Source organism: Aeromonas sp. 82P, from assembly GCF_051919365.1.
In the GTDB taxonomy this organism is placed as follows: Bacteria; Pseudomonadota; Gammaproteobacteria; order Enterobacterales; family Aeromonadaceae; genus Aeromonas; species Aeromonas veronii.
The window spans coordinates 3,250,599-3,269,533 of record NZ_JBQBEV010000001.1; the positions used below are offsets into that span (position 1 = coordinate 3,250,599).

An 18,935-nucleotide genomic window follows, 5' to 3' on the forward strand; every position below is an offset into this window, starting at 1 on the left:
CGCGCGCGACCGCCCATGTTATAGTCCGGTCCACAGCAGTAATGCCACCCTTTTCTGCACCCGATTTTCTTCAAACTAGACGAGGCGTCCCTTATGAGCAGTAGCGATCTGCCCTCCTTTCTGTTGATGCAAAACCCGATTCAAGGCTATGACTGGGGCAGTCATGACTCCCTCACCACCCTGTTTGGCATTCCCAACCCGCAAAGCAAACCCCAGGCCGAGCTCTGGATGGGGGCTCACCCCAACGGCTGCTCCGAGGTAACGCTGGCGGGCAGTGTGCAAAAGCTTTCTACGGTGATCGACCGGGCCCCGACCGCCGCGCTGGGTGAGGCCACCTTCGCCCGTTTTGGCAGCCTGCCGTTCCTGTTCAAGGTGTTGTGTGCCGAGAAGGCTCTCTCCATTCAGGTGCACCCGAGCAAGGCTCAGGCCGAAGCGGGCTTTGCCAAAGAGGAGGCCGCAGGCATCGATATCAAGGCGAGCAATCGCAACTACAAGGACCCGAACCATAAGCCGGAGCTGGTCTTTGCCCTCACCCCCTATCAGGCGATGAACGGCTTTCGCGCCATTCCCGCCATTCTGGCACTGTTCGAGCGGGTCAATCTGGCGGCCATCGCCGATCTGACCGCAGCCCTTGCCGCCAGCCAGAATGAAGCGGGCCTGCAGCACTTCTTCCACCAGCTGCTGGTACTGGAAGGGGCGCGCAAGGACGAGGCGCTGGCAGGGCTGCTGGCCTATGCCGCCGCCCATCAGGATGAGGAGACGTTTGCCCTCATCACCAGTCTGGCGGCCCAGTACCCGGGAGATGTGGGCCTATTCTCGCCGCTGCTGCTCAACGTGGTGACGCTTGAGCCAGGTCAGGCGATGTTCCTCGATGCCTGTACCCCGCACGCCTATGTGCGCGGCACGGGTCTCGAGATCATGGCCAACTCCGACAACGTGCTGCGCGCCGGCCTCACCCCCAAATACATCGATGTGGCAGAACTGCTGGACTGCACCCGCTGCCTGGCCAAGCCGGATGACCAGATCCTGCTTGCTCCCCATGTTGAAGGATCGGTGCAGCACTTCGAGGTACCGGTACCTGACTTCACCTTCAGCGTCTACCCGGCTGGCGAGCATCTGCTCACCACTGCCAGCGCCGAGATCCTGTTTGCCATCGATGACACAGTGACCCTCAAGCAGGGCGAACAGTCACTGCGTCTGGAAAAGGGGCAATCAGCCTTTATTCCTGCAGCGACTGGCAGTTATCAACTGCTGGCCGAGGGGCGGGTCGCCCGCGCCGGCAACCGCTGCTAACTCGCACATCCTGGGGCTACGCCTCATCCGAATATGCACAAGGGCCATCAATGATGGCCCTTGTTTTTTATCCCCTGCCATCCCCTTTCACCGCTTAATCACACGGTTGACCAGACTCATAGAGTTATCTCCCTCCCAATTAATGACAATAAAATCACTTGATGCGCCTGCTATTTGCCAACCAGCTCACACTATTGACCCATAACAAATCACACAAATATCCATTCCATCACAGGAAACTCATTATCGACCTGGACACTCAGATAAGATTTTGCACGAACAAAACCAAAATAAGCGATTGATATTAAATGATTAAATTCATGTTCACATAGAGTTTAATCATCACACAAAAACGAGATGAGAGTCACAGCTCATTCTTGCCAGCACAAAAATCCAGTAAACGTCACATTTGTCCGATTTCGGCACCGCGCCAACGGGAGAACAATATCTAGGTCAATTGTTCCCCCCATCATGCGGCTCGGCAACGGAGCCAGGAGAGTAATATGTTACCCACCATGACCAACGGCAGACTCATCTGCCTGGAGTTGAAGGCCACCAGCAAGGAGGCCCTGTTCGACGAGATGGCACAGATGCTGGCGCGCGATGGCGCAGTGTCTGATCAACAGCAATTCATCAAGGATATCTGGGCCCGCGAGCAGCTGGACTGCACCGGCTTCGAGCAGGGTGTCGCCCTGCCCCACGCCAAGAGCAAGGCGGTCAGCCGTCCGGCCATTGCCATCGGTGTCAGCCGTCAGGGTATCGAGTACGGCGCCGAAGATGGCAAGCCAACTCAACTGATTTTCATGATCGCCTCCCCGGATGGCGGCGCCAACCACCACATCGAAGTGCTGGCGGAGCTCTCTACCCGTCTGCTGGAGCCTGGCTTTATCGAGCAGATGAAGGCGGCCACTACCGTCGAGCAAGCCCTGACCCTGCTCAAGCAAGGCCCGAAAGCGGAAAAACCGGCGGCAGCCGCCAAACCGGCTGCCACTGCTCCGGTTGAACCCACCGATCGCACCTTCAAGGATCGCCTCAATACCATGAAGCAGCATCTGCTGTTTGGTACCTCCCACATGATCCCCTTCATCGTGGCAGGCGGTGTGCTGCTGTCACTGTCGGTGATGATGAGCGGCAAGGGCGCCGTGCCGGAAGCGGGCTTCCTCAAAGACATGGCGACCATGGGTATCGCCGGTCTGACCCTGTTTACCGCTGTACTGGGTGGCTACATCGCCTACTCGCTGGCTGACAAGCCGGGCCTGGCCCCGGGCATGATCGGCTCCTGGATTGCCGTTCAGCACTATCAAACCGGTTTCCTCGGCGCCATTCTGGTGGGCTTTATCGCAGGTTTCGTGGTCAATCAGCTCAAGCGGATCAAGTTGCCTGACTCCATGACCTCCCTTGGTTCCATCTTCATCTATCCGTTGATCGGTACCTTCCTGGTGTGTGGCATCGTGATGTGGGGGATCGGTGCCCCGATCGCCGCCATGATGGAAGGGATGAACCACTGGCTCTCCAGCATGGCGGGCTCAGGTAAAGTGATGCTGGGTGCCATTCTCGGTGGTATGACCGCCTTCGATATGGGCGGCCCGGTCAACAAGGTTGCTACCCTGTTTGCCCAGACTCAGGTCAACACCCAGCCCTGGCTGATGGGCGGCGTCGGTATCGCCATCTGTGTACCGCCGCTGGGTATGGCGCTGGCTACCTTCATGTCTCCGAAGCGTTACAAGAAAGAGGAGCGTGAATCCGGTAAAGCGGCCGCCATCATGGGCATGATCGGTATCAGTGAAGGTGCCATCCCGTTTGCCGCTGCTGACCCCATGCGTGTTATCCCGGCCATCGTCGCAGGCGGCATCGTCGGCAACATCACCGGCTTTATGATGCACAGTATCAACCACGCCCCCTGGGGTGGCTGGATTGTCCTGCCGGTTGTTGAAGGCAAGATGGGTTACATCCTGGGTACCATCCTCGGCGCTCTGACCACAGCCATCATCGTCAACCTGCTGAAGAAGCCGGTGAGCGAAGAAGATGACGTGACCACCACCCAAACCAGCTTCGAGATCATTGAAGCGGAAGGAGAAGCAGACGTACTGGCCATCACTGCCTGCCCGTCTGGCGTGGCCCACACCTTCCTGGCCGCCAAGAGCCTGCAGAAGGCTGCCGCCAAGCAGGGGATCAAGCTCAAGGTCGAGACCCAGGGCGCCAACGGCATCATCAACCGCATTACCGCCAAAGATGTCGCCAATGCACGCTATGTCATCTTCGCCCACGACGTGGCTATCAAGAACCGCGAGCGCTTCACCAATATCGAGGTCATCGATGTGAAGACCAAGGAGGCGATTCACAATCCGGAAGCGCTGCTGGCCCGCACGCTGGGCAACAAGGCAAACGCCGCCTGATAGCAGTCAAACCAGCACAAGGGGCCCATCGCGGGCCCCTTTTCGTTGCCTGCCGGGCAACTCATCATTAGGGAGCCCACTGCTGTTTACCTCAGAGTGCAACCTCACGCTGTTGTGGCCCATCGTTCAGATGTCAACGAACAGATTGGCTAACGCCCCCGGCACGGATCTGCTATTATCCGCGGCCTTATGATCAAGACCCATACTGGCGTGACTGTAACGCCGCCATAACCCCGCCCTTTGCGGCACCTGCCGCCTGACTCTGGTTATCACAACCGGAGCGTTTTTGTTTATCCGTCACTTACCAATACAACAATCCGATCCTGCCAAAACGCCATCTGCCCCCTGGGTCAGTGGATGCGTTGTGCAGTGGATCCCGAACAAGCGAGAAAATCCCCCCATGCTGGAACGTGCAAGACAAGAGTGGTTCTCCAACATCCGTGCCGATCTTCTGGCCGGCACCGTGGTGGCGCTGGCGTTGATCCCGGAAGCCATCGCCTTCTCCATCATCGCCGGCGTTGACCCCAAGGTCGGCCTCTATGCCTCCTTCTGTATCGCCGTGGTTATCGCCTTTGTCGGCGGTCGCCCCGGCATGATCTCGGCCGCCACCGGCGCCATGGCACTCCTGATGGTGACCCTGGTGAAAGAGCATGGCCTGCAATATCTGCTGGCAGCAACTCTGCTCACTGGGGTACTCCAGATCGCGGCGGGTTACTTGAAGCTCGGCAGCCTGATGCGGTTTGTCTCCCGCTCCGTGGTCACCGGCTTCGTCAATGCGTTGGCGATCCTCATCTTTATGGCACAACTGCCAGAGCTTACCAACGTCACCTGGCAGGTCTACTCCATGACGGCGGCGGGCCTTGGCATCATCTATCTGTTCCCGCTTATTCCGGTGGTGGGCAAGCTGGTGCCTTCTCCGCTGCTCTGCATCGTGATCCTGACGGCAGTCGCCATCACCATGGGCATCGATATCCGCACCGTGGGCGATATGGGCGAGCTGCCCGATACCCTGCCCATCTTCCTGTGGCCCGAGGTGCCACTCAATCTGGAGACGCTGGCGATCATCTTCCCCTATTCCGCAGGTTTGGCCGTGGTCGGTCTGCTCGAATCCATGATGACGGCGGCCATCGTCGATGACCTCACCGATACCCAGAGCGATCGTAATCGCGAGTGCAAGGGCCAAGGAATTGCCAATATCGGCGCGGGCCTGATGGGTGGCATGGCGGGCTGCGCCATGATTGGTCAGTCCATCATCAACATCAAATCCGGTGGCCGTGGCCGCCTCTCCACCTTTGTCGCTGGCACCCTGCTCATCCTGATGGTGGTCTTCATGGATGAGTGGATCCGCCAGATCCCCATGGCAGCCCTGGTAGCCGTGATGATCATGGTCTCTATCGGGACGTTTTCCTGGGAGTCGGTTCGTAATCTCAAGAAGCACCCGCTCTCCACTAATATCGTGATGATCGCAACAGTGGCAGTGGTCGTCGCTACCCATAACCTGGCGCTCGGGGTATTTGTCGGGGTACTGCTCGCCTCCCTGTTCTTTGCCAACAAGGTTGCCCGCTTCATGCTGGTCAAGAGCGACAGCGAGCGCTATGGCGAGGTACGCACCTATCAGGTGCGGGGCCAGGTGTTCTTCGCCAGTGCCGAGCAGTTCTTTGCCGGATTTGACTTCAAGGAGGTGGTAGAGAAAGTGGTGATCGACCTCACCCACGCCCACTTCTGGGACATCACCGCCGTCACCGCACTGGACAAGGTGGTCATCAAGTTCCGCCGTGAGGGCACAGACGTTGAGCTGATTGGTTTGAACGAGGCAAGCGCCACTATCGTTGACCGCTTTGGCGTGCACGACAAACCGGAAGAAGTTGAAAAGCTGCTGGCTGGCCACTGATCACAAAAAGGAATTTATCATGAAAAATATTTTTGCATGTATCGATGGCTCCCTTGCCATGACAGCAGTGTGTGATGCAGCAGCATGGGCATCTATCAATACTGGGTTACCTATCACCCTGCTGCACGTATTGGAAAAAAGTGAATTTGAAGGGCACAGCGATCTCTCCGGCAATATTGGACTTGGCAGTCGTGAGCTCCTGCTACAGGAGCTCGCCGAGCTGGATCACCAACGCAGCCGCCTCGCCCATGAACAAGGGCGCATTCTGCTGAACAGTGGCAAGGAATATCTTGCTGATTTGGGGATGTCAGGGGTCGAGACCCTGCAACGCCACGGCCAGCTGGTCGAGACAACCCAGGAGCTCTCATCCGGTATGCGGATGTTGATCATGGGCAAGCAGGGCATGACCCATGCCCACGAGCTGATTGGCAGCCATCTCGAGAACGTCATCCGCTCCCTGACCAACCCCATCATGGTGGTGCAGCCGGGCTTTCAGGCCCCAAGCCGCTTCCTGTTTGCCTATGACGCCAGCCCGACCGCCAAGAAGGTGCTGGAGTTGATCGCAAGTAGTCCGCTGCTCAAGGGGCTTGAGTGTGAGCTGGTGATGGTCGGCGAACCGGGTGACGAGCACGAACGCCAGCTGGCAGAGGCCAAGCAGGTGTTGAAAAGTGCGGGTATCAGGGGTGAAGCAATGCTGCTGCAAGGCGATGTGGTGCCCGTTATCTGCCAGCATGCCACCGATGTGGGCTGCGAGCTTATCGTGATGGGGGCCTATGGCCACTCACGCATTCGACAGTTCATCGTGGGGAGCACCACCACGGGGATACTGAAAACCAGCCATACCTCTCTGCTATTGCTGAGATAGCGACCATTCAAGGGGCCCATCACGGGCCCCTTTTCGTTGTCTGCCGAGCAACCGCACATCATCCCACCGACCAAGCCACTGATTTAAAACATATTAACCTGTCACATCACGGATCTTGGCGAGCCGTCACAGAACGGTGACGTGTAAAAAAACAGCAATTGAAGCGCTGGTCAGATCTCATGTCAAATGGCTCCGCCTACTAAACTGGAGCATCACAAAAATGATAAAAATCAATAAATTGGTTCTGGCTGTTACCCTCACCCTCACTGCCACCCCCTTGCTGGCGGCACACTGGACGTGTGGCGAGCACGTGCGCTTTGGTCTGCCCTCCGAATCGGATCAGAAGCTCTGCCGTGAAGGGTATGCGGTCGGCTACAACTACGACTACAAGGTGGCGGACTGGGTCTCCTACCGGATGACAGCCCAGAGCGCACAGGGCACAGTGCCGCGCAAGGATGCCTTCGCCGAGGACAGGGAGATCCCGGTCGCCTACCGTGCCACCCTCTCCGACTACAAGGGCTCGGGCTACGACCGTGGCCATCAGGCCCCGGCGGGGGACATGAAATCGAACAAGAACACTATGAAAGAGAGCTTCCTGCTGAGCAACATGACGCCGCAGATCGGGGTGCTCAACCAGAAAGCGTGGCGCGTGCTGGAGGACAAGGTGAACAAGTGGGCGGTCTCCCGCAAGGATGTGCAGGTGATCACCGGCCCCATCTTTACCGGCTCTGAAGAGTCCATCGGTCAGGGTGTGGCGATCCCGAGCGCCTACTACAAGATCGTGATGGACCCGGCCAGACTGCAGGCCATCGCCTTTATCATGCCGCAGGAAGAGGTGCCCATCAGCCAGATCGCCGACTACCGGGTCTCGGTACGCGAGGTGGAAGAGCAGACCCAGCTCAACTTCTTCAGCGATATGCCCGAAGAGCAGCAAGAGACGCTGGAAGCCCGCATCTCCCAGATGTGGAACTGACCGCGAATACTCATCCGCAGATAGATTGACACCCCATCTCTCTTGAATCGCGAGAGATAGAGGGAGGGGCCAGCGCCCCTCCCAGCAGGAGGAGTCACGCTCCCCCTGCCCTTTTCAGATGGCTGCTGACCCGTTGCGGCCACTTTTGCGGCCACAGGTGTGGCATCACCCGACGACCCGCCCCGACTCACAGTTTGCCACGCCGTTAACTGCTATATTGCCCTCTCTTTGGCACTAACAGACTGAATTGACGCACATTTGCCTCGTCGCATTGGCCCGCAAACCGCTGCGCCACGGCGCGATTCAGCCCGACAGAGGACCTTTTGATGAAACAGACCCTTCTTGCCCTCACCCTCGGCGGCCTGCTGGCGCTCTCCCCCCTCGCCCTGCAAGCGGCTGAGAGCTCGATGCAGATGGAGCACGACCTCAATACCCTGGTCAGCAAACGCCAGGCTGTGGACATGCTGCTCGGCGAAGCGCTGCAGATCTACAAGTCGCCAGCCAAGATCTCCCACGCCGGTTTTACCGCCAAGATGCCGAGCAATATGGAGCTGGTGACCGAGCGGCTGCTGGCCGCCTACCAGCTTGAACCCTACCGCACCGACCTGCTCATCTCGGCTGCCAACGCCCAGATCTACAACGGCAACCTGAGCCGCGCCATCACCTTGCTGGAGCAGGCGCAGGCCGTCGCCCCCGATGATCTCGACATCAACAGCTATCTCGCCATCTGGCAGCTGGTGAAAGGAAACAAGGAGGCCTCCCGCAACTATCTGGCGAAAGTGGCGGATCGCAACAGTGGCCGCGCAGCCGATCTGGAGGAGATCATTGCCCGGGTGCAGCGGATCACCGCCGCCCCGCTGCAGACCGAACTGACCGAGGATCAGGTCAAGGCCACCAAGGAGGGCAAACGCGCCATCGTCACCCTGGGCTACGCCCTCAATCCCGACGGCAGCATGGACAAGATCCTGCTGGGCCGCCTGCAAACCACTCTGGCGCTGGCCAAGGCCGATCCGGAGGCGCTGATCATCCTGACCGGCGGCGTGCCCCAGAACCGCCAGACCGAGGGCAAGCTGATGGCTGACTGGCTGGCCAACCACGGCATCGACCGCAGCCGCCTGATTGAAGAGAACTACGCCACCAGCACGGTGGATAACGCCCTCTACAGCGCCTATGCCCTCGCCCGCCACCAGATTGACTATGCGGTGCTGGTAAGCTCCGCCAGCCATGTGCGCCGCGGCCAGACGGTGCTGGAAATCGCCTGCGACCAGATTGGCCCGGCCAACCTCAAGGTGGCGAGCGTCAGCTACCCCGACAAACCCCTCGAGGAGCTGGCTACCCCAAGCGAGAGCGAGCTGCTCGGCATCTACCGCGACGCCCTGCGCACCTACGGCATGTGGAGCTACCGATCTGCACCGCTAATCGAGCGTTGATCGACCATCAACACGAAAAAGAGAGGGAGGCATGATGCCTCCCTCTCTTTTTATTGACCGATGGTTGGCCAAGCCGCGCCCGTTAGCTGACGATAAAGCCCTGCGAGGGGGCCGCTTTGGGATCATCACCGAAGCGGTTTGGCCCCTGCTGACCGTTGCAAACCATAAAGTAGATAAGCACCAGGGTGCCGATAATGGGGATAAGCCCGAGCAGCAGCCACCAAGCGCTGCGGTCGGTATCGTGCAGACGACGGGCCGCCACCGCCAGCGATGGCAGCAGCACCGCCAGCGAATAGATGGAGCTTATCAGCTCATTGTCGCCGCCAATCAGCTTGTCCACCATGCCGAGCAACAGCATGACGATGACGTTGCACAGCACAAACATCCAGTATTCGGTGCGACGGGCCCGCCCGCTGAATACCGCATATTGCTTGAGGACCGAGATATACCAGTTCATTGCGCCTCCTGAGTGGCCTTTATGCCTATGAATAAAAAGAGAGTCTATAAAACAAGTAGTTAAGAGCTTAGCGCGATCATCCCCCCGAGTCGACAATGATGCCCGAACGCCTCCCAAACTAATCAGCTGCGGCAATCATTGACCGACCGAGCCGAGAGATAATTTGCCCTGCAACAGGGCAAATCACCCCCATCAGCGCATCACTCTCGTCACAAGCAGGAAAATGGTGCTTAATAATCCATTAGCAATCGTATGGACTCAGCGTGAGGATAGCGGTAGATTCGGCGCCCAATCCTGAACAGGATCTGTGTCTCCCTCCCATAATGAATCCACTTATTCATTACTTCTCCTAACACAGGGATTGCCATGAGCATCACACGCAGAGATTTTCTCAATGGCGTCGCCATCACCATCGCAGCAGGCATCGCCCCCATCAACCTGCTCAAGGCTGCCGAAAGCGGCAGCGCGCTGGCTGACAAGACGCTGGTCTACCCGCCCGCCCTCACCGGCCTGCGCGGCAACCACCCGGGCTCTTTCGAACCGGCCCACAGCATCGCCCGCGATGGCAAACAGTATGACTTTGCCAATGTTTCCCTTGAAGGAGAGTACGATCTGGTGATCGTCGGCGCCGGCATCAGCGGTCTGGCCGCCGCCTGCTTCTATCAGCAACTGCTCGGCGCGGATAAAAAGATCCTGCTGCTCGACAACCACGATGACTTCGGCGGCCACGCCAAGCGCAACGAGTTCACCACTCCCGATGGCCTGCGTCTGGGTTACGGCGGCAGTGAATCCCTGCAATCGCCGCGCTCGGTTTACAGCCCGGTGGCGCTCGGCCTGCTCAAGGCGCTGGAGGTCAACATCGACGAGCTGGCCGCCGGTTTCCAGCAGACCTTCTATCCGGATCTGGGGCTCAGCCGCGGCGTCTATTTCGACGAGAAGCACTTTGGCGTCAACAAGATAGTGAACGGGGATCCGGGCCATAACGTAGCGGATGACATCCCGCGCGATCGCCTGAATGGCCGTCCGCTGGCGGAGTTTATCGGTGACTTCCCGCTCGATGATGCCGACAAGGCCGCCCTGCTGGCCTTGCACGAGGAGAAGACCGACTACCTGAGCGGCATGACCCGCGAGCAGCAGGATGAGTGGATCACCCGCAACAGCTACACCACCTTCCTGCGCGACAAGGTGGGCCTGAGCGAACGTGCCATCACCTACTTCCAGCAACGTACCAACGATTTTCAGGCCGTCGGCATCGATGCCACCGCCTGCGCCGACGCCCGCCTCTGTGCCCTGCCCGGCTTTGGCGGCCTCAACCTGACGCCGCTCGATGCCGAGGAGCAGGCTGAGCTCGACGATCCCTACATCTTGCACTTCCCGGATGGCAACGCCGGTCTCACCCGCCTGATGGTGCGCAAGCTCATCCCGCAGGTGGCGCCGGGTCACACCATGCAGGATGTGGTGCTGGCCAAGTTTGACTACAGCAAGCTCGATCTGCCGGAGCACAAGGTGCAGCTGCGCCTTGGCAGCACGGCGCTGCAGGCGAAAAACGTGCGCCTCGCCGATGGCAAGCTGGCGGTGGATGTCACCTATATCAAAGAAGGGAAACTGCACCGGGTGCGCGCCAAACAGTCGATCATGGCTGGCTACAACATGATGATCCCCTACATGGTGCCCGAGATGCCGGAGCCCCAGAAGGAGGCGCTGCGCCAGAACGTCAAGGCGCCGCTGGTCTACACCAAGGTGGTGATCAAAAACTGGCAAGCCTTCGTCAAGCTCGGGGTGCACGAGGTCTACTCCCCGGCCGCCCCTTACAGCCGGGTCAAACTCGACTATCCGGTCAGCATGGGTGGCTATGAGCATCCCAAGAGCCCGGATCAGCCGATGTGTCTGCACATGGTCTATGTCCCGACCCTGCCGGGCAGCGGCCTGTCGGCCCGCGAACAGTCCCGTAAGGGACGCGCCATGATCCTCGGCATGCCGTTCGAGCAGCATGAACAGATGATCCGCGAACAGCTGCAGGGGATGCTGGGCAGCGCCGGTTTCAACCATGAGCAGGATATCCTCGCCATCACGGTCAACCGCTGGTCCCACGGCTACTCCTATGTCACCAACACCCTGTTTGATGACGAGGAGCAGTGCGAGAAGTGGATCGAGCTGGGACGCAAGCCGGTCGGCAACATCACTATCGCCAACTCGGATTCGGGCTGGAGCCCCTACGCCCACGCCGCCATCGACGAGGCGTGGCGCGCCGTCAACGAGCTGGTCGCCATGACCAAGGGAGGTGCCCAATGAGCCGCGCCCTGTCACTGACTGCCAGCGCCCTGCTGCTGGCGCTGCCCGCCCTTGCCGCTCACGCGGCTCCTACCATGTCGGCAGGTGAGTATGTGGCCAAGCTCGGCGATTGCGCCGCCTGTCACACTAGCGAGGCAAGCAAACCGCTGGCTGGCGGCAAAGGGTTCCCGACCCCCATCGGTACCGTGTTTGCCACCAACATCACCCCCGACAAGAGTCACGGCATCGGCAACTACAGCCTACCGGAGTTCATCAAGGTGATGCGCGAAGGGGTGGCCCGCGATGGGCATCGTCTCTATCCGGCCATGCCCTATACCGCCTACGCCAAGATGAACGACGAGGATCTCACCGCCCTCTACCACTACCTGATGCAGGATGTGCAGCCGCTGGCCATCGCCAACAAGGAGAGCGACATCCCCTGGCCGCTCAACATGCGCTGGCCGCTGATGGGCTGGAACTGGGTCTATCACGACGACAGCCGCTTCACCCCGGTCGCAGGCAAGAGCGAAGAGTGGAACCGCGGCGCCTATCTGGTACAGGGCGCCGGTCACTGCGGCAGCTGCCACACCCCGCGTGGACTTGGCATGCAGGAGAAAGCGCTGACCGAGGCGGATCCCGTCTACCTGAGCGGTGCCGCCCTCGACGGCTGGTATGCCCCCGACATTCGCGGCAGCCGCTACGACAAGCAGGCGCTGATTGACCTGCTGAAAACCGGCCGCAGCCAGCATCAGGCCGTCGCAGGCCCCATGGCGGAAGTGATCACTCACAGCAGCCAGTATTTCAGCGACGCCGATCTGGCCAGCATTGCCACCTACCTCACCGACCTGAAAGCGGAGCCGGCGGTAGCGAAAGGGGCCCGCGCCTATGCCAGTGCCGGTGGCAAGGCGGACTACGCCATGTACTGTTCCACCTGCCACGGGGTCGATGGCAAGGGCAACGACCACGTCATCCCCTCGCTGGTAAACAACCGCACCGTGCTGGCGGACGATCCGGCCAGCCTGCTTAACGTGCTGCTGCATGGCGCCGAGACGCCCATCACCCGCGGCCATATCGGCTACCACATGCCGGGTTACGGCTGGACCATGGATGACGAGCGGATCGCCGAGCTGGTCAATACATTGCGCGCCTCCTGGGGCAACGAGGGGCAGGCGATCAAGGCTGCTGCCGTCAAGGCCCAGCGCGAGCTGCACGGCAAGGAGTAAGGGCAAGTCGCTCTCGCTTGGCCAAACGCCATAAAAAACGGGCCTCCACTGGAGGCCCGTTTGCTCTCTGATGCACTCGGACTGCTTTACCCTTTGCGCGGCTTGGCGCCCGGGGCGGCGACGTGATGATAGTCGCCATAGGGGAAGATATTGCGAAAACGCTGGGCCACCGGCTCGGGGATGGAGCGGGAGAAGACCAGCTTGACCCCGTCGCCATCGCGATGTCCCACAATGCGGCCACGCACTGTTTCGTGGCGCAGGATCTGCTTGGCATGCTCAATAAAGGCGGGCGAGACCTTGCCCTGCTTGACCACCACCTTGCCGGGTGCAAGGCGGATCTCGAACAGGGCACCACGCCCCAGTTTCATCAACCACCAGATCAGGGCTATCGCCACTATCAAGGAAATCCAGGCCATCCCAATCCCTCCTAACGTCTTGATATCAGGCAGTATAAGCGCCTGTGCGCCGCGATTGTTTGGCGGGGATCACAGCCGTAACGCAACGCGCGCCACCACGAATCACCGCCAGACCGTCGGGGGCGTTTAACGGCGCTTGCCCCAGGCCACCAGCGTCTCGCGATAGAGGGCGAGCAGCGCCTCATCACGCACAGCCACCCCGACCTGCTGCGGACGAAAATCGGCCCAGCCATCGTGGGAGTGGCGCTTGCCATCGAACTTTTGCAGGGTATGACCGATGGCCGGGCCACTGTTGATCACCCGCACCGACCCCTCACGCAGGGTAAAGAGAGTCGGGTCAATGACATAGGCGATGGCGGACGGGTCGTGGACATGGCAGCCGGAGAGCCCCAGCTTCTCCGAGTAAAAACGCAGATAGAAGCGGCTCACATCCCACAGGAACTGGCCCGGCTCGCCCGCTTCGTCGCGCAGCGCATCGAGATAGTCGCCGCTGAAAAAGCTCTGCTGGGTCACATCCAGCCCGATGATCACCACTGGCCAGTCGGCAGTAAAGACCCGGTCGGCGGCATCGGGATCATCGTGGATATTGGCCTCGGCATAGGGGGTGACGTTGCCGCGATGACCATTGATACCAAAAGCGCCCCCCATCACCACCACCTGTTTCACCAGTGAAACAATCTCGGGTGCCTGCTGCAGCGCCAGCGCCAGATTGGTCAAAGGCCCGATGGTGACGAGGGTGATCTCCCCCGGCGCCGCTTTGACCGCCTCGACAATGTACTGCCAGGCGGGACGGGGATCGGGCGCAATATTCACCTCCCCCGCCTCCAGGTCGCCAAAACCGCTCGGGCCGTGAACTATGGTGGTGGGGCCGACCGGATCACGCAGCAGCGGGGCCGCTGCGCCTTTGGCCACATCCGCTTTCATGCCGTACTTCTGCTTGAGCCAGAGGGCGTTGCGGGTGCCATTGGCGATGGTGGCGTTGCCAAAGACGGTGGTGATGGCGAGCAGCTCGATGGCAGGGTGGGCCTCGGCAAACAGGATAGCCATGGCATCGTCGATGCCCGGATCGGTGTCGAGAATAATCTTGTGAGTCTGGATCTTGTCAGTCATATGACCTCCCTGCAGCGACAAAAGGGGGAGTCTACCGGGCTCGCCGCCCTTTATCCCGGCAGGGGATCACACCCTGAACCTTTGCCCGCCCTTTCCTGCATCACATCCACAATCCCCGCTACAAAAAATGGCGCGGCCACTTGGGGCCGCGCCATGACGATTCATTATCTCATTGTGCAGGAACCAGGTTCCCGCCGCTCAGCGTTTACGGTGCCAACGCGGCGAGGTGGACTTCTCTCCCCAGGGGGTCACGCAGGGGAGCAGAGCCCCTTCAATCACCGCATCGCAGCTGGCCAGCGCCTCGGCAATCTTCTGATGCAGCACCCGCAACACCTTGCCTTCGTGCTCGGCCAGCGAGTGGCCGGCGGCAAAGAACTCCGGCTGATATTGCAGCGCCAGCTTCTGGGCAAATTCGTAGGTGTTGAAGCAATCCGGCATCCGCTCAACCACATCTTCAAGCCGGGTCAACAAGCTGTTCAATTCCCTGGTCATAGTGCTCCCTCCGTGCATGTGAATAGCCAAAAACTACCTCTTATTAGATAAGCCACCAACGAGCAAACCACAAAAGTGTGGGGAGGAACACAGTTCTCTCTTGCGTCCAGCTGCCGGTGACAGGGGCAGATGATGCCAGCTTTACACTTGCGCAACAAACGACTAGATTTAGACCGACCAATCAGTCGGTTGTTTTTCAGACGGAGAAGAACATGGGAGTCGCACCGCATCAGCACAGTCCGGAGGATATCCTCGCCATCAAGCTGGCCCTGCCCGAGCAGCTGGAGCGGCTCAAACGGGCGAGCCGGGAACACCCCATGCCGACGCTGGCCGAGCGGCGAACCCAGCTGACCAAACTCAAGCGGGCGCTGCTGGCTCACAAGGAGCAGCTCTGCACGGCGCTGGCGCAGGATTATGGCCAGCGCAGCCACTACGACAGCCAGATCGCCGACATCCTCCCATGCATCATGCAGATCAACTACACCCAGAAGCGGCTCAAGCGCTGGATGCAGCCCCATCGTCGCCATGCCGGTCTGCTGCTCGCCCCCGCCAAAGTGGAGGTACACTTCCAGCCGCTCGGGGTGGTCGGCATCATAGTGCCGTGGAACTTTCCGGTGATGCTGAGCCTCGGCCCGCTCATCACCGCCATCGCGGCAGGTAATCGGGCGATGCTGAAACTCTCCGAGTTCACTCCCCACACCAACGCCGTGCTGCGTACCCTGCTCACCAGCGCCTTCAACGAGGACGAGATCGCCGTCATCGAGGGGGATGCCCAGATGGCGGCCGCGTTCAGCTCGCTCCCCTTCGATCACCTGCTGTTCACCGGTTCCACCATGGTTGGCAAGCTGGTGATGGCCGCCGCCGCGCCCCAGCTCACCCCGCTCACCCTTGAGCTGGGTGGCAAGAGCCCTTGCCTCATCGCCCCCGACATGCCGGTTGAGACCGCCATCGAGCGGATGATCTTCGGCAAGAGCCTAAACGCCGGCCAGATCTGCGTCGCCCCAGACTATGTGCTGCTGCCCCGTAGCGAGGTGGATAACTTTATCGCCGCCTATCGCAACCACTTTGCCAAGCTCTACCCTGCCGGGCTCGCCAGCCCCGACTACGGCGCCATCATCAACGATCGCCAGTATCAGCGGCTGGTCAGCTGGCTTGATGAGGCCAAACTGGCGGGTGCCCAGCTCCACCCCTGCGCCACTCCGGCGCGGGATGATCAGCGCCGCCTTCTGGCCCCGCATCTGCTGACCGGGGTGCCGGGCCACTGTCAGGTGATACAGCAGGAGATCTTCGGCCCGCTGCTGCCGCTTATCCCCTACGACACGCTAGAGGAGGCGCTCGCCTATATCGCCGAGCGTCCCCGCCCGCTGGCTCTCTACCTGATGAGCTTCGATCCCGGGCTGCAGGCGCGGGTGACCCGGGAGACCCACTCCGGCGGCATGGCCATCAACGAGAGTCTGTTTCAGGTGGCAGCCGATGATGTGCCGTTTGGCGGCATCGGCGCCTCCGGCATGGGCCACTACCACGGGCACGAGGGCTTTCTCACCTTCTCCAAGGCGAAAACCGTGCTGACCCGCGGCAAGTTCACCACCGGCTCCCTGATCCATCCGCCCTACAACAGCTGGATCCAGAAGCTGATGATGGCTTTCTTCCTGCGCTGACGGAGCCCGCCATGACCGACAAGCGCCGCCAAATCCTGGATGCCGCCCTCGCCCTCTGCGCCGAAGATGGTCTGCAGGGGGCAGCTACCGCCCGCATTGCCAAGGCGGCCGGGGTCGCCAACGGCACCCTGTTCCACCACTTTCCGAGCAAGGAGGCACTCATCCTCCAGCTCTATCAGGATGTGAAGACCCGGATGGGCGCTGCCATCTGCGAAGCCGATCCCGATCTGGCACTGCGCGAGCAGATCCACCACTACTGGCAGCAGGCGATGAGCTGGATGCTGGCCCACCCCAACGAGCTCAAATTCGTGCTGGGTTTCTTTCACTCCCCCCTGCTGGCCCGCCCGGCCCGCAGCCAGATCTTGAATGACACTCTGCGCTTTCTGCCCGCCCTGCTGGTAAAAGGGCAGGCCAGCGGCGAGCTGATGCAGGCCCCCGCGCCGCTATTGCTGGAGGTGTGTCAGGGGCAGTTTCTCGCCTGCGCATCACTCTTTGTCGATCAACCCGAGCTTGGGCAGGATGCCCACTGGCAAGCCAGTGCCTTTGCCCTCTTCTGGTCAGCCATCTCAGGAGCCAACCCCTATGACAACTCCGACCGTTGAATCTCTGGCCGCACTGGGCCGCCGCCTCTGGATCACCACTCTGCTCTGGGTGGTGGGCCGTACCCTCTGCCGCGCCGCCCGTATCGACGAGGCGGTGCGCCGCGAACTGGCCCCCTTGCCGGATGGCCTGGCCATTCGCCTTGAGGTGGGGGGGCTTGATTACGCCATGAACATGCATAAAGAAGGAGGGCGCTGGTATCCCGGTGCGCCAGCAGCACCCCATGCCACCATCCATCCGCTGCGGGTGCGCTTCAAGCACCCCAATATCGCGTTTCGCGCCTTGAGCTTTCGGCTCGGGGTCAATCAGGCGTTCAGTGAAAACCGGCTGCTGGTGGAGGGGGATCTGACCACCGCCATGCATCTGGTGCGGGGGCTTGAGCAGTTGCAGTCCCTGATCCTGCCTGCCTTTATCGCGCGGCCGCTGCTGCGCCACTATCCGGCCCAGCGCAACAAGCTTGGCCGTGCCTGCAACATCTATCTGGGTCTGGTAACCGGCTGAGCGCAAGGAGCCTTGATATGAGCCGCTATTACGATTTTTTCTGTCCGGTCAAACTGCTGGCCGGTGAACAGGCGCTGGAGCAGCTGGCCAGCGAGCTGGCAAGCCTTGGTGCTCGCCGCCCCCTGCTGCTGACCGACAAGGGGGTCAATGCCACTGGTCTTGCCACCCTGCTGGCCAATGTACTGGCCGAGGGTGAGCTGCCGGTCGCCGCCATCTGGGACGAGATCCCGGCCGACTCCTCCACCGCCGTGGTGGAGCGGATCGCCAAACGCTACGCCGAGCTCGATTGCGACAGTCTGGTCGCTCTGGGGGGGGGCTCGGTCATCGATACCGCCAAGGCGGCCAATATCCTGGCATCCATGGGCGGTGAACACCTGCTCGACTACTCGGGTGCGGGCTGCCTCACCCGTCCTCTCAAGCCGCTGGCGGTGGTACCGACCACGTCAGGTACCGGTTCCGAGGTAACGCTGGTGGCGGTGATCAAGGATGAGACGAGCGGGCGCAAGGTGCCCTTCACCTCCCCCTTCCTGCTACCGCAGCTGGCGGTGCTCGACCCGCGCCTGACTCAGGGATTGCCCCTCAACATCACCGCCGCCACCGCCATGGATGCAATGACCCATGCCATCGAGGCATTTATCGGCACCGCCAAAAACCCGGTGAGCGATGCGCTGGCCCTGATGGCAGTGGAGAAGATCGCCAGCGCCCTGCCGCAAATCATCCACGACCCGCAAAACAAACAGCTGCGGCTGCAACTGGCGGAAGGCTCCACGCTGGCTGGGATGGCTTTTTCCAACTCCATGGTGGGGCTGGTGCACGCCCTCGGCCACAGTCTGGGAGCCCGCTGCCATCTGCCCCACGGGCTGTGCATGAACCTCTTTTTGCCGACCGTGCTCGACTACAACCGCCCCGAGGTGGATAACGAGCTGGCGCGCCTGCTGTTGCCGCTGGTAGGTGCTGAGCGCTTTGCCGCCACCCCGGCCCATCAGCAAGCAGAGGCGACCATCACAGCCATTCGCACCCTGCGCGACACCTTGTGGCAAGCGGTCAAGCTGCCGCGCACCATGAGCGAGGCTGGGGTAAGCGATCGCTCGCTACTGACCGAGATACGCGATCTGGCGATCAACGACGGTGCCCTGCTGTTCAATCGCAAGGACGCCGACCGTGAGCAGTTACTCACTCTGTTGGAGCGAGCCTGGGTCTGATCCCTCCCCTTTGCCAACACTCTTGTGCTGACACTAACGCGGTGCCCGACTCACCATCGGGCACCTTGATCTACATCGCGATATCGATGCGCCCTCTGTCAAAGGGGGATGATATTGACCACGGGCTCTCATTATCTGTTCTATACCTTGGCTAACA

At 60.6% G+C, this 18,935-nt stretch carries 16 protein-coding genes; 12 read left to right on the forward strand and 4 right to left on the reverse strand.

The window, feature by feature from the left end; translation table 11 throughout:
- The first annotated feature begins 93 nt into the window (after positions 1-93).
- The 6 genes from manA (at position 94) to ACTG2S_RS14875 (ending at position 8,848) form a co-directional block, all read left to right on the forward strand.
- Positions 94-1,293 carry a mannose-6-phosphate isomerase, class I gene (gene manA, locus ACTG2S_RS14850; RefSeq protein WP_274160287.1) on the forward strand — a complete coding sequence of 400 codons (1,200 nt, stop codon included), beginning with the start codon at positions 94-96 and terminating at the stop codon, positions 1,291-1,293.
- A gap of 503 nt (positions 1,294-1,796) precedes the next feature.
- Positions 1,797-3,689: a PTS fructose transporter subunit EIIC gene (locus ACTG2S_RS14855; RefSeq protein ID WP_274160288.1), complete on the forward strand. Its 1,893-nt coding sequence runs from the start codon at positions 1,797-1,799 to the stop codon at positions 3,687-3,689.
- A gap of 400 nt (positions 3,690-4,089) precedes the next feature.
- On the forward strand, positions 4,090-5,580 hold the full coding sequence (locus ACTG2S_RS14860) for a SulP family inorganic anion transporter (protein WP_274160289.1): 1,491 nt from the start codon (positions 4,090-4,092) through the stop codon (positions 5,578-5,580).
- A 19-nt stretch (positions 5,581-5,599) separates the two neighbouring features.
- Complete coding sequence (locus ACTG2S_RS14865) at positions 5,600-6,445, forward strand: universal stress protein (RefSeq protein ID WP_274160290.1); 846 nt, start codon at positions 5,600-5,602, stop codon at positions 6,443-6,445.
- A 220-nt stretch (positions 6,446-6,665) separates the two neighbouring features.
- The gene (locus ACTG2S_RS14870; RefSeq protein WP_274160291.1) at positions 6,666-7,418 is read left to right on the forward strand and encodes a DNA/RNA non-specific endonuclease; all 753 of its coding nucleotides are present in this window, start codon (positions 6,666-6,668) and stop codon (positions 7,416-7,418) included.
- Between the two features lie 326 nt (positions 7,419-7,744).
- Complete coding sequence (locus tag ACTG2S_RS14875) at positions 7,745-8,848, forward strand: YdcF family protein (protein WP_274160292.1); 1,104 nt, start codon at positions 7,745-7,747, stop codon at positions 8,846-8,848.
- An 82-nt stretch (positions 8,849-8,930) separates the two neighbouring features.
- On the opposite strand, the gene ACTG2S_RS14880 is transcribed toward ACTG2S_RS14875, so the two are convergent.
- Positions 8,931-9,305: a DUF805 domain-containing protein gene (locus ACTG2S_RS14880; protein WP_005337730.1), complete on the reverse strand. Its 375-nt coding sequence runs from the start codon at positions 9,303-9,305 to the stop codon at positions 8,931-8,933.
- Positions 9,306-9,671: 366 nt separating this feature from the next.
- On the opposite strand from ACTG2S_RS14880, the gene ACTG2S_RS14885 reads away from it, so the two are divergent.
- Both ACTG2S_RS14885 and ACTG2S_RS14890 read left to right on the forward strand, forming a co-directional pair.
- Complete coding sequence (locus ACTG2S_RS14885; protein ID WP_439982729.1) at positions 9,672-11,597, forward strand: NAD(P)-binding protein; 1,926 nt, start codon at positions 9,672-9,674, stop codon at positions 11,595-11,597.
- Positions 11,594-12,799 carry a c-type cytochrome gene (locus ACTG2S_RS14890; protein ID WP_439982732.1) on the forward strand — a complete coding sequence of 402 codons (1,206 nt, stop codon included), beginning with the start codon at positions 11,594-11,596 and terminating at the stop codon, positions 12,797-12,799. Before ACTG2S_RS14885 ends, ACTG2S_RS14890 begins: the two co-directional genes overlap by 4 nt.
- Before the next feature lie 86 nt (positions 12,800-12,885).
- On the opposite strand, the gene ACTG2S_RS14895 is transcribed toward ACTG2S_RS14890, so the two are convergent.
- The 3 genes from ACTG2S_RS14895 to ACTG2S_RS14905 all read right to left on the reverse strand — a co-directional run bounded on the left by ACTG2S_RS14895 (position 12,886) and on the right by ACTG2S_RS14905 (position 14,817).
- The gene (locus tag ACTG2S_RS14895; RefSeq protein ID WP_182925775.1) at positions 12,886-13,215 is read right to left on the reverse strand and encodes a DUF3634 family protein; all 330 of its coding nucleotides are present in this window, start codon (positions 13,213-13,215) and stop codon (positions 12,886-12,888) included.
- 126 nt (positions 13,216-13,341) lie between these two features.
- Entirely contained in the window at positions 13,342-14,325 is a 984-nt protein-coding gene (locus ACTG2S_RS14900; protein ID WP_439982734.1) for a nucleoside hydrolase, read from the reverse strand.
- A 198-nt stretch (positions 14,326-14,523) separates the two neighbouring features.
- On the reverse strand, positions 14,524-14,817 hold the full coding sequence (locus ACTG2S_RS14905) for a hypothetical protein (protein WP_019446630.1): 294 nt from the start codon (positions 14,815-14,817) through the stop codon (positions 14,524-14,526).
- A 212-nt stretch (positions 14,818-15,029) separates the two neighbouring features.
- Between ACTG2S_RS14905 and ACTG2S_RS14910 the strand changes: the two genes are divergently transcribed.
- From ACTG2S_RS14910 to ACTG2S_RS14925, 4 genes are read left to right on the forward strand one after another with little or no spacing between them, the layout of a single operon-like run.
- A complete protein-coding gene (locus ACTG2S_RS14910) occupies positions 15,030-16,475 on the forward strand; it encodes a coniferyl aldehyde dehydrogenase (protein ID WP_439982736.1) in 1,446 nt (481 codons plus the stop codon).
- 11 nt (positions 16,476-16,486) lie between these two features.
- On the forward strand, positions 16,487-17,077 hold the full coding sequence (locus ACTG2S_RS14915; protein WP_071911066.1) for a TetR/AcrR family transcriptional regulator: 591 nt from the start codon (positions 16,487-16,489) through the stop codon (positions 17,075-17,077).
- The gene (locus ACTG2S_RS14920; protein WP_139395991.1) at positions 17,058-17,576 is read left to right on the forward strand and encodes a hypothetical protein; all 519 of its coding nucleotides are present in this window, start codon (positions 17,058-17,060) and stop codon (positions 17,574-17,576) included. The genes ACTG2S_RS14915 and ACTG2S_RS14920 overlap by 20 nt, the downstream gene beginning before the upstream one ends.
- Before the next feature lie 17 nt (positions 17,577-17,593).
- Entirely contained in the window at positions 17,594-18,778 is a 1,185-nt protein-coding gene (locus ACTG2S_RS14925) for an iron-containing alcohol dehydrogenase (protein WP_439982739.1), read from the forward strand.
- The last annotated feature ends 157 nt before the right edge of the window (positions 18,779-18,935 follow it).

Coding starts and splice junctions, on each gene's coding strand:
- manA (WP_274160287.1), top strand. CDS start 94: ATGAGCAGTAGCGATCTGCCCTCCTTTCTGTTGATGCAAAACCCGATT.
- ACTG2S_RS14855 (WP_274160288.1), top strand. CDS start 1,797: ATGTTACCCACCATGACCAACGGCAGACTCATCTGCCTGGAGTTGAAG.
- ACTG2S_RS14860 (WP_274160289.1), top strand. CDS start 4,090: ATGCTGGAACGTGCAAGACAAGAGTGGTTCTCCAACATCCGTGCCGAT.
- ACTG2S_RS14865 (WP_274160290.1), top strand. CDS start 5,600: ATGAAAAATATTTTTGCATGTATCGATGGCTCCCTTGCCATGACAGCA.
- ACTG2S_RS14870 (WP_274160291.1), top strand. CDS start 6,666: ATGATAAAAATCAATAAATTGGTTCTGGCTGTTACCCTCACCCTCACT.
- ACTG2S_RS14875 (WP_274160292.1), top strand. CDS start 7,745: ATGAAACAGACCCTTCTTGCCCTCACCCTCGGCGGCCTGCTGGCGCTC.
- ACTG2S_RS14880 (WP_005337730.1), bottom strand. CDS start 9,305: ATGAACTGGTATATCTCGGTCCTCAAGCAATATGCGGTATTCAGCGGG.
- ACTG2S_RS14885 (WP_439982729.1), top strand. CDS start 9,672: ATGAGCATCACACGCAGAGATTTTCTCAATGGCGTCGCCATCACCATC.
- ACTG2S_RS14890 (WP_439982732.1), top strand. CDS start 11,594: ATGAGCCGCGCCCTGTCACTGACTGCCAGCGCCCTGCTGCTGGCGCTG.
- ACTG2S_RS14895 (WP_182925775.1), bottom strand. CDS start 13,215: ATGGCCTGGATTTCCTTGATAGTGGCGATAGCCCTGATCTGGTGGTTG.
- ACTG2S_RS14900 (WP_439982734.1), bottom strand. CDS start 14,325: ATGACTGACAAGATCCAGACTCACAAGATTATTCTCGACACCGATCCG.
- ACTG2S_RS14905 (WP_019446630.1), bottom strand. CDS start 14,817: ATGACCAGGGAATTGAACAGCTTGTTGACCCGGCTTGAAGATGTGGTT.
- ACTG2S_RS14910 (WP_439982736.1), top strand. CDS start 15,030: ATGGGAGTCGCACCGCATCAGCACAGTCCGGAGGATATCCTCGCCATC.
- ACTG2S_RS14915 (WP_071911066.1), top strand. CDS start 16,487: ATGACCGACAAGCGCCGCCAAATCCTGGATGCCGCCCTCGCCCTCTGC.
- ACTG2S_RS14920 (WP_139395991.1), top strand. CDS start 17,058: ATGACAACTCCGACCGTTGAATCTCTGGCCGCACTGGGCCGCCGCCTC.
- ACTG2S_RS14925 (WP_439982739.1), top strand. CDS start 17,594: ATGAGCCGCTATTACGATTTTTTCTGTCCGGTCAAACTGCTGGCCGGT.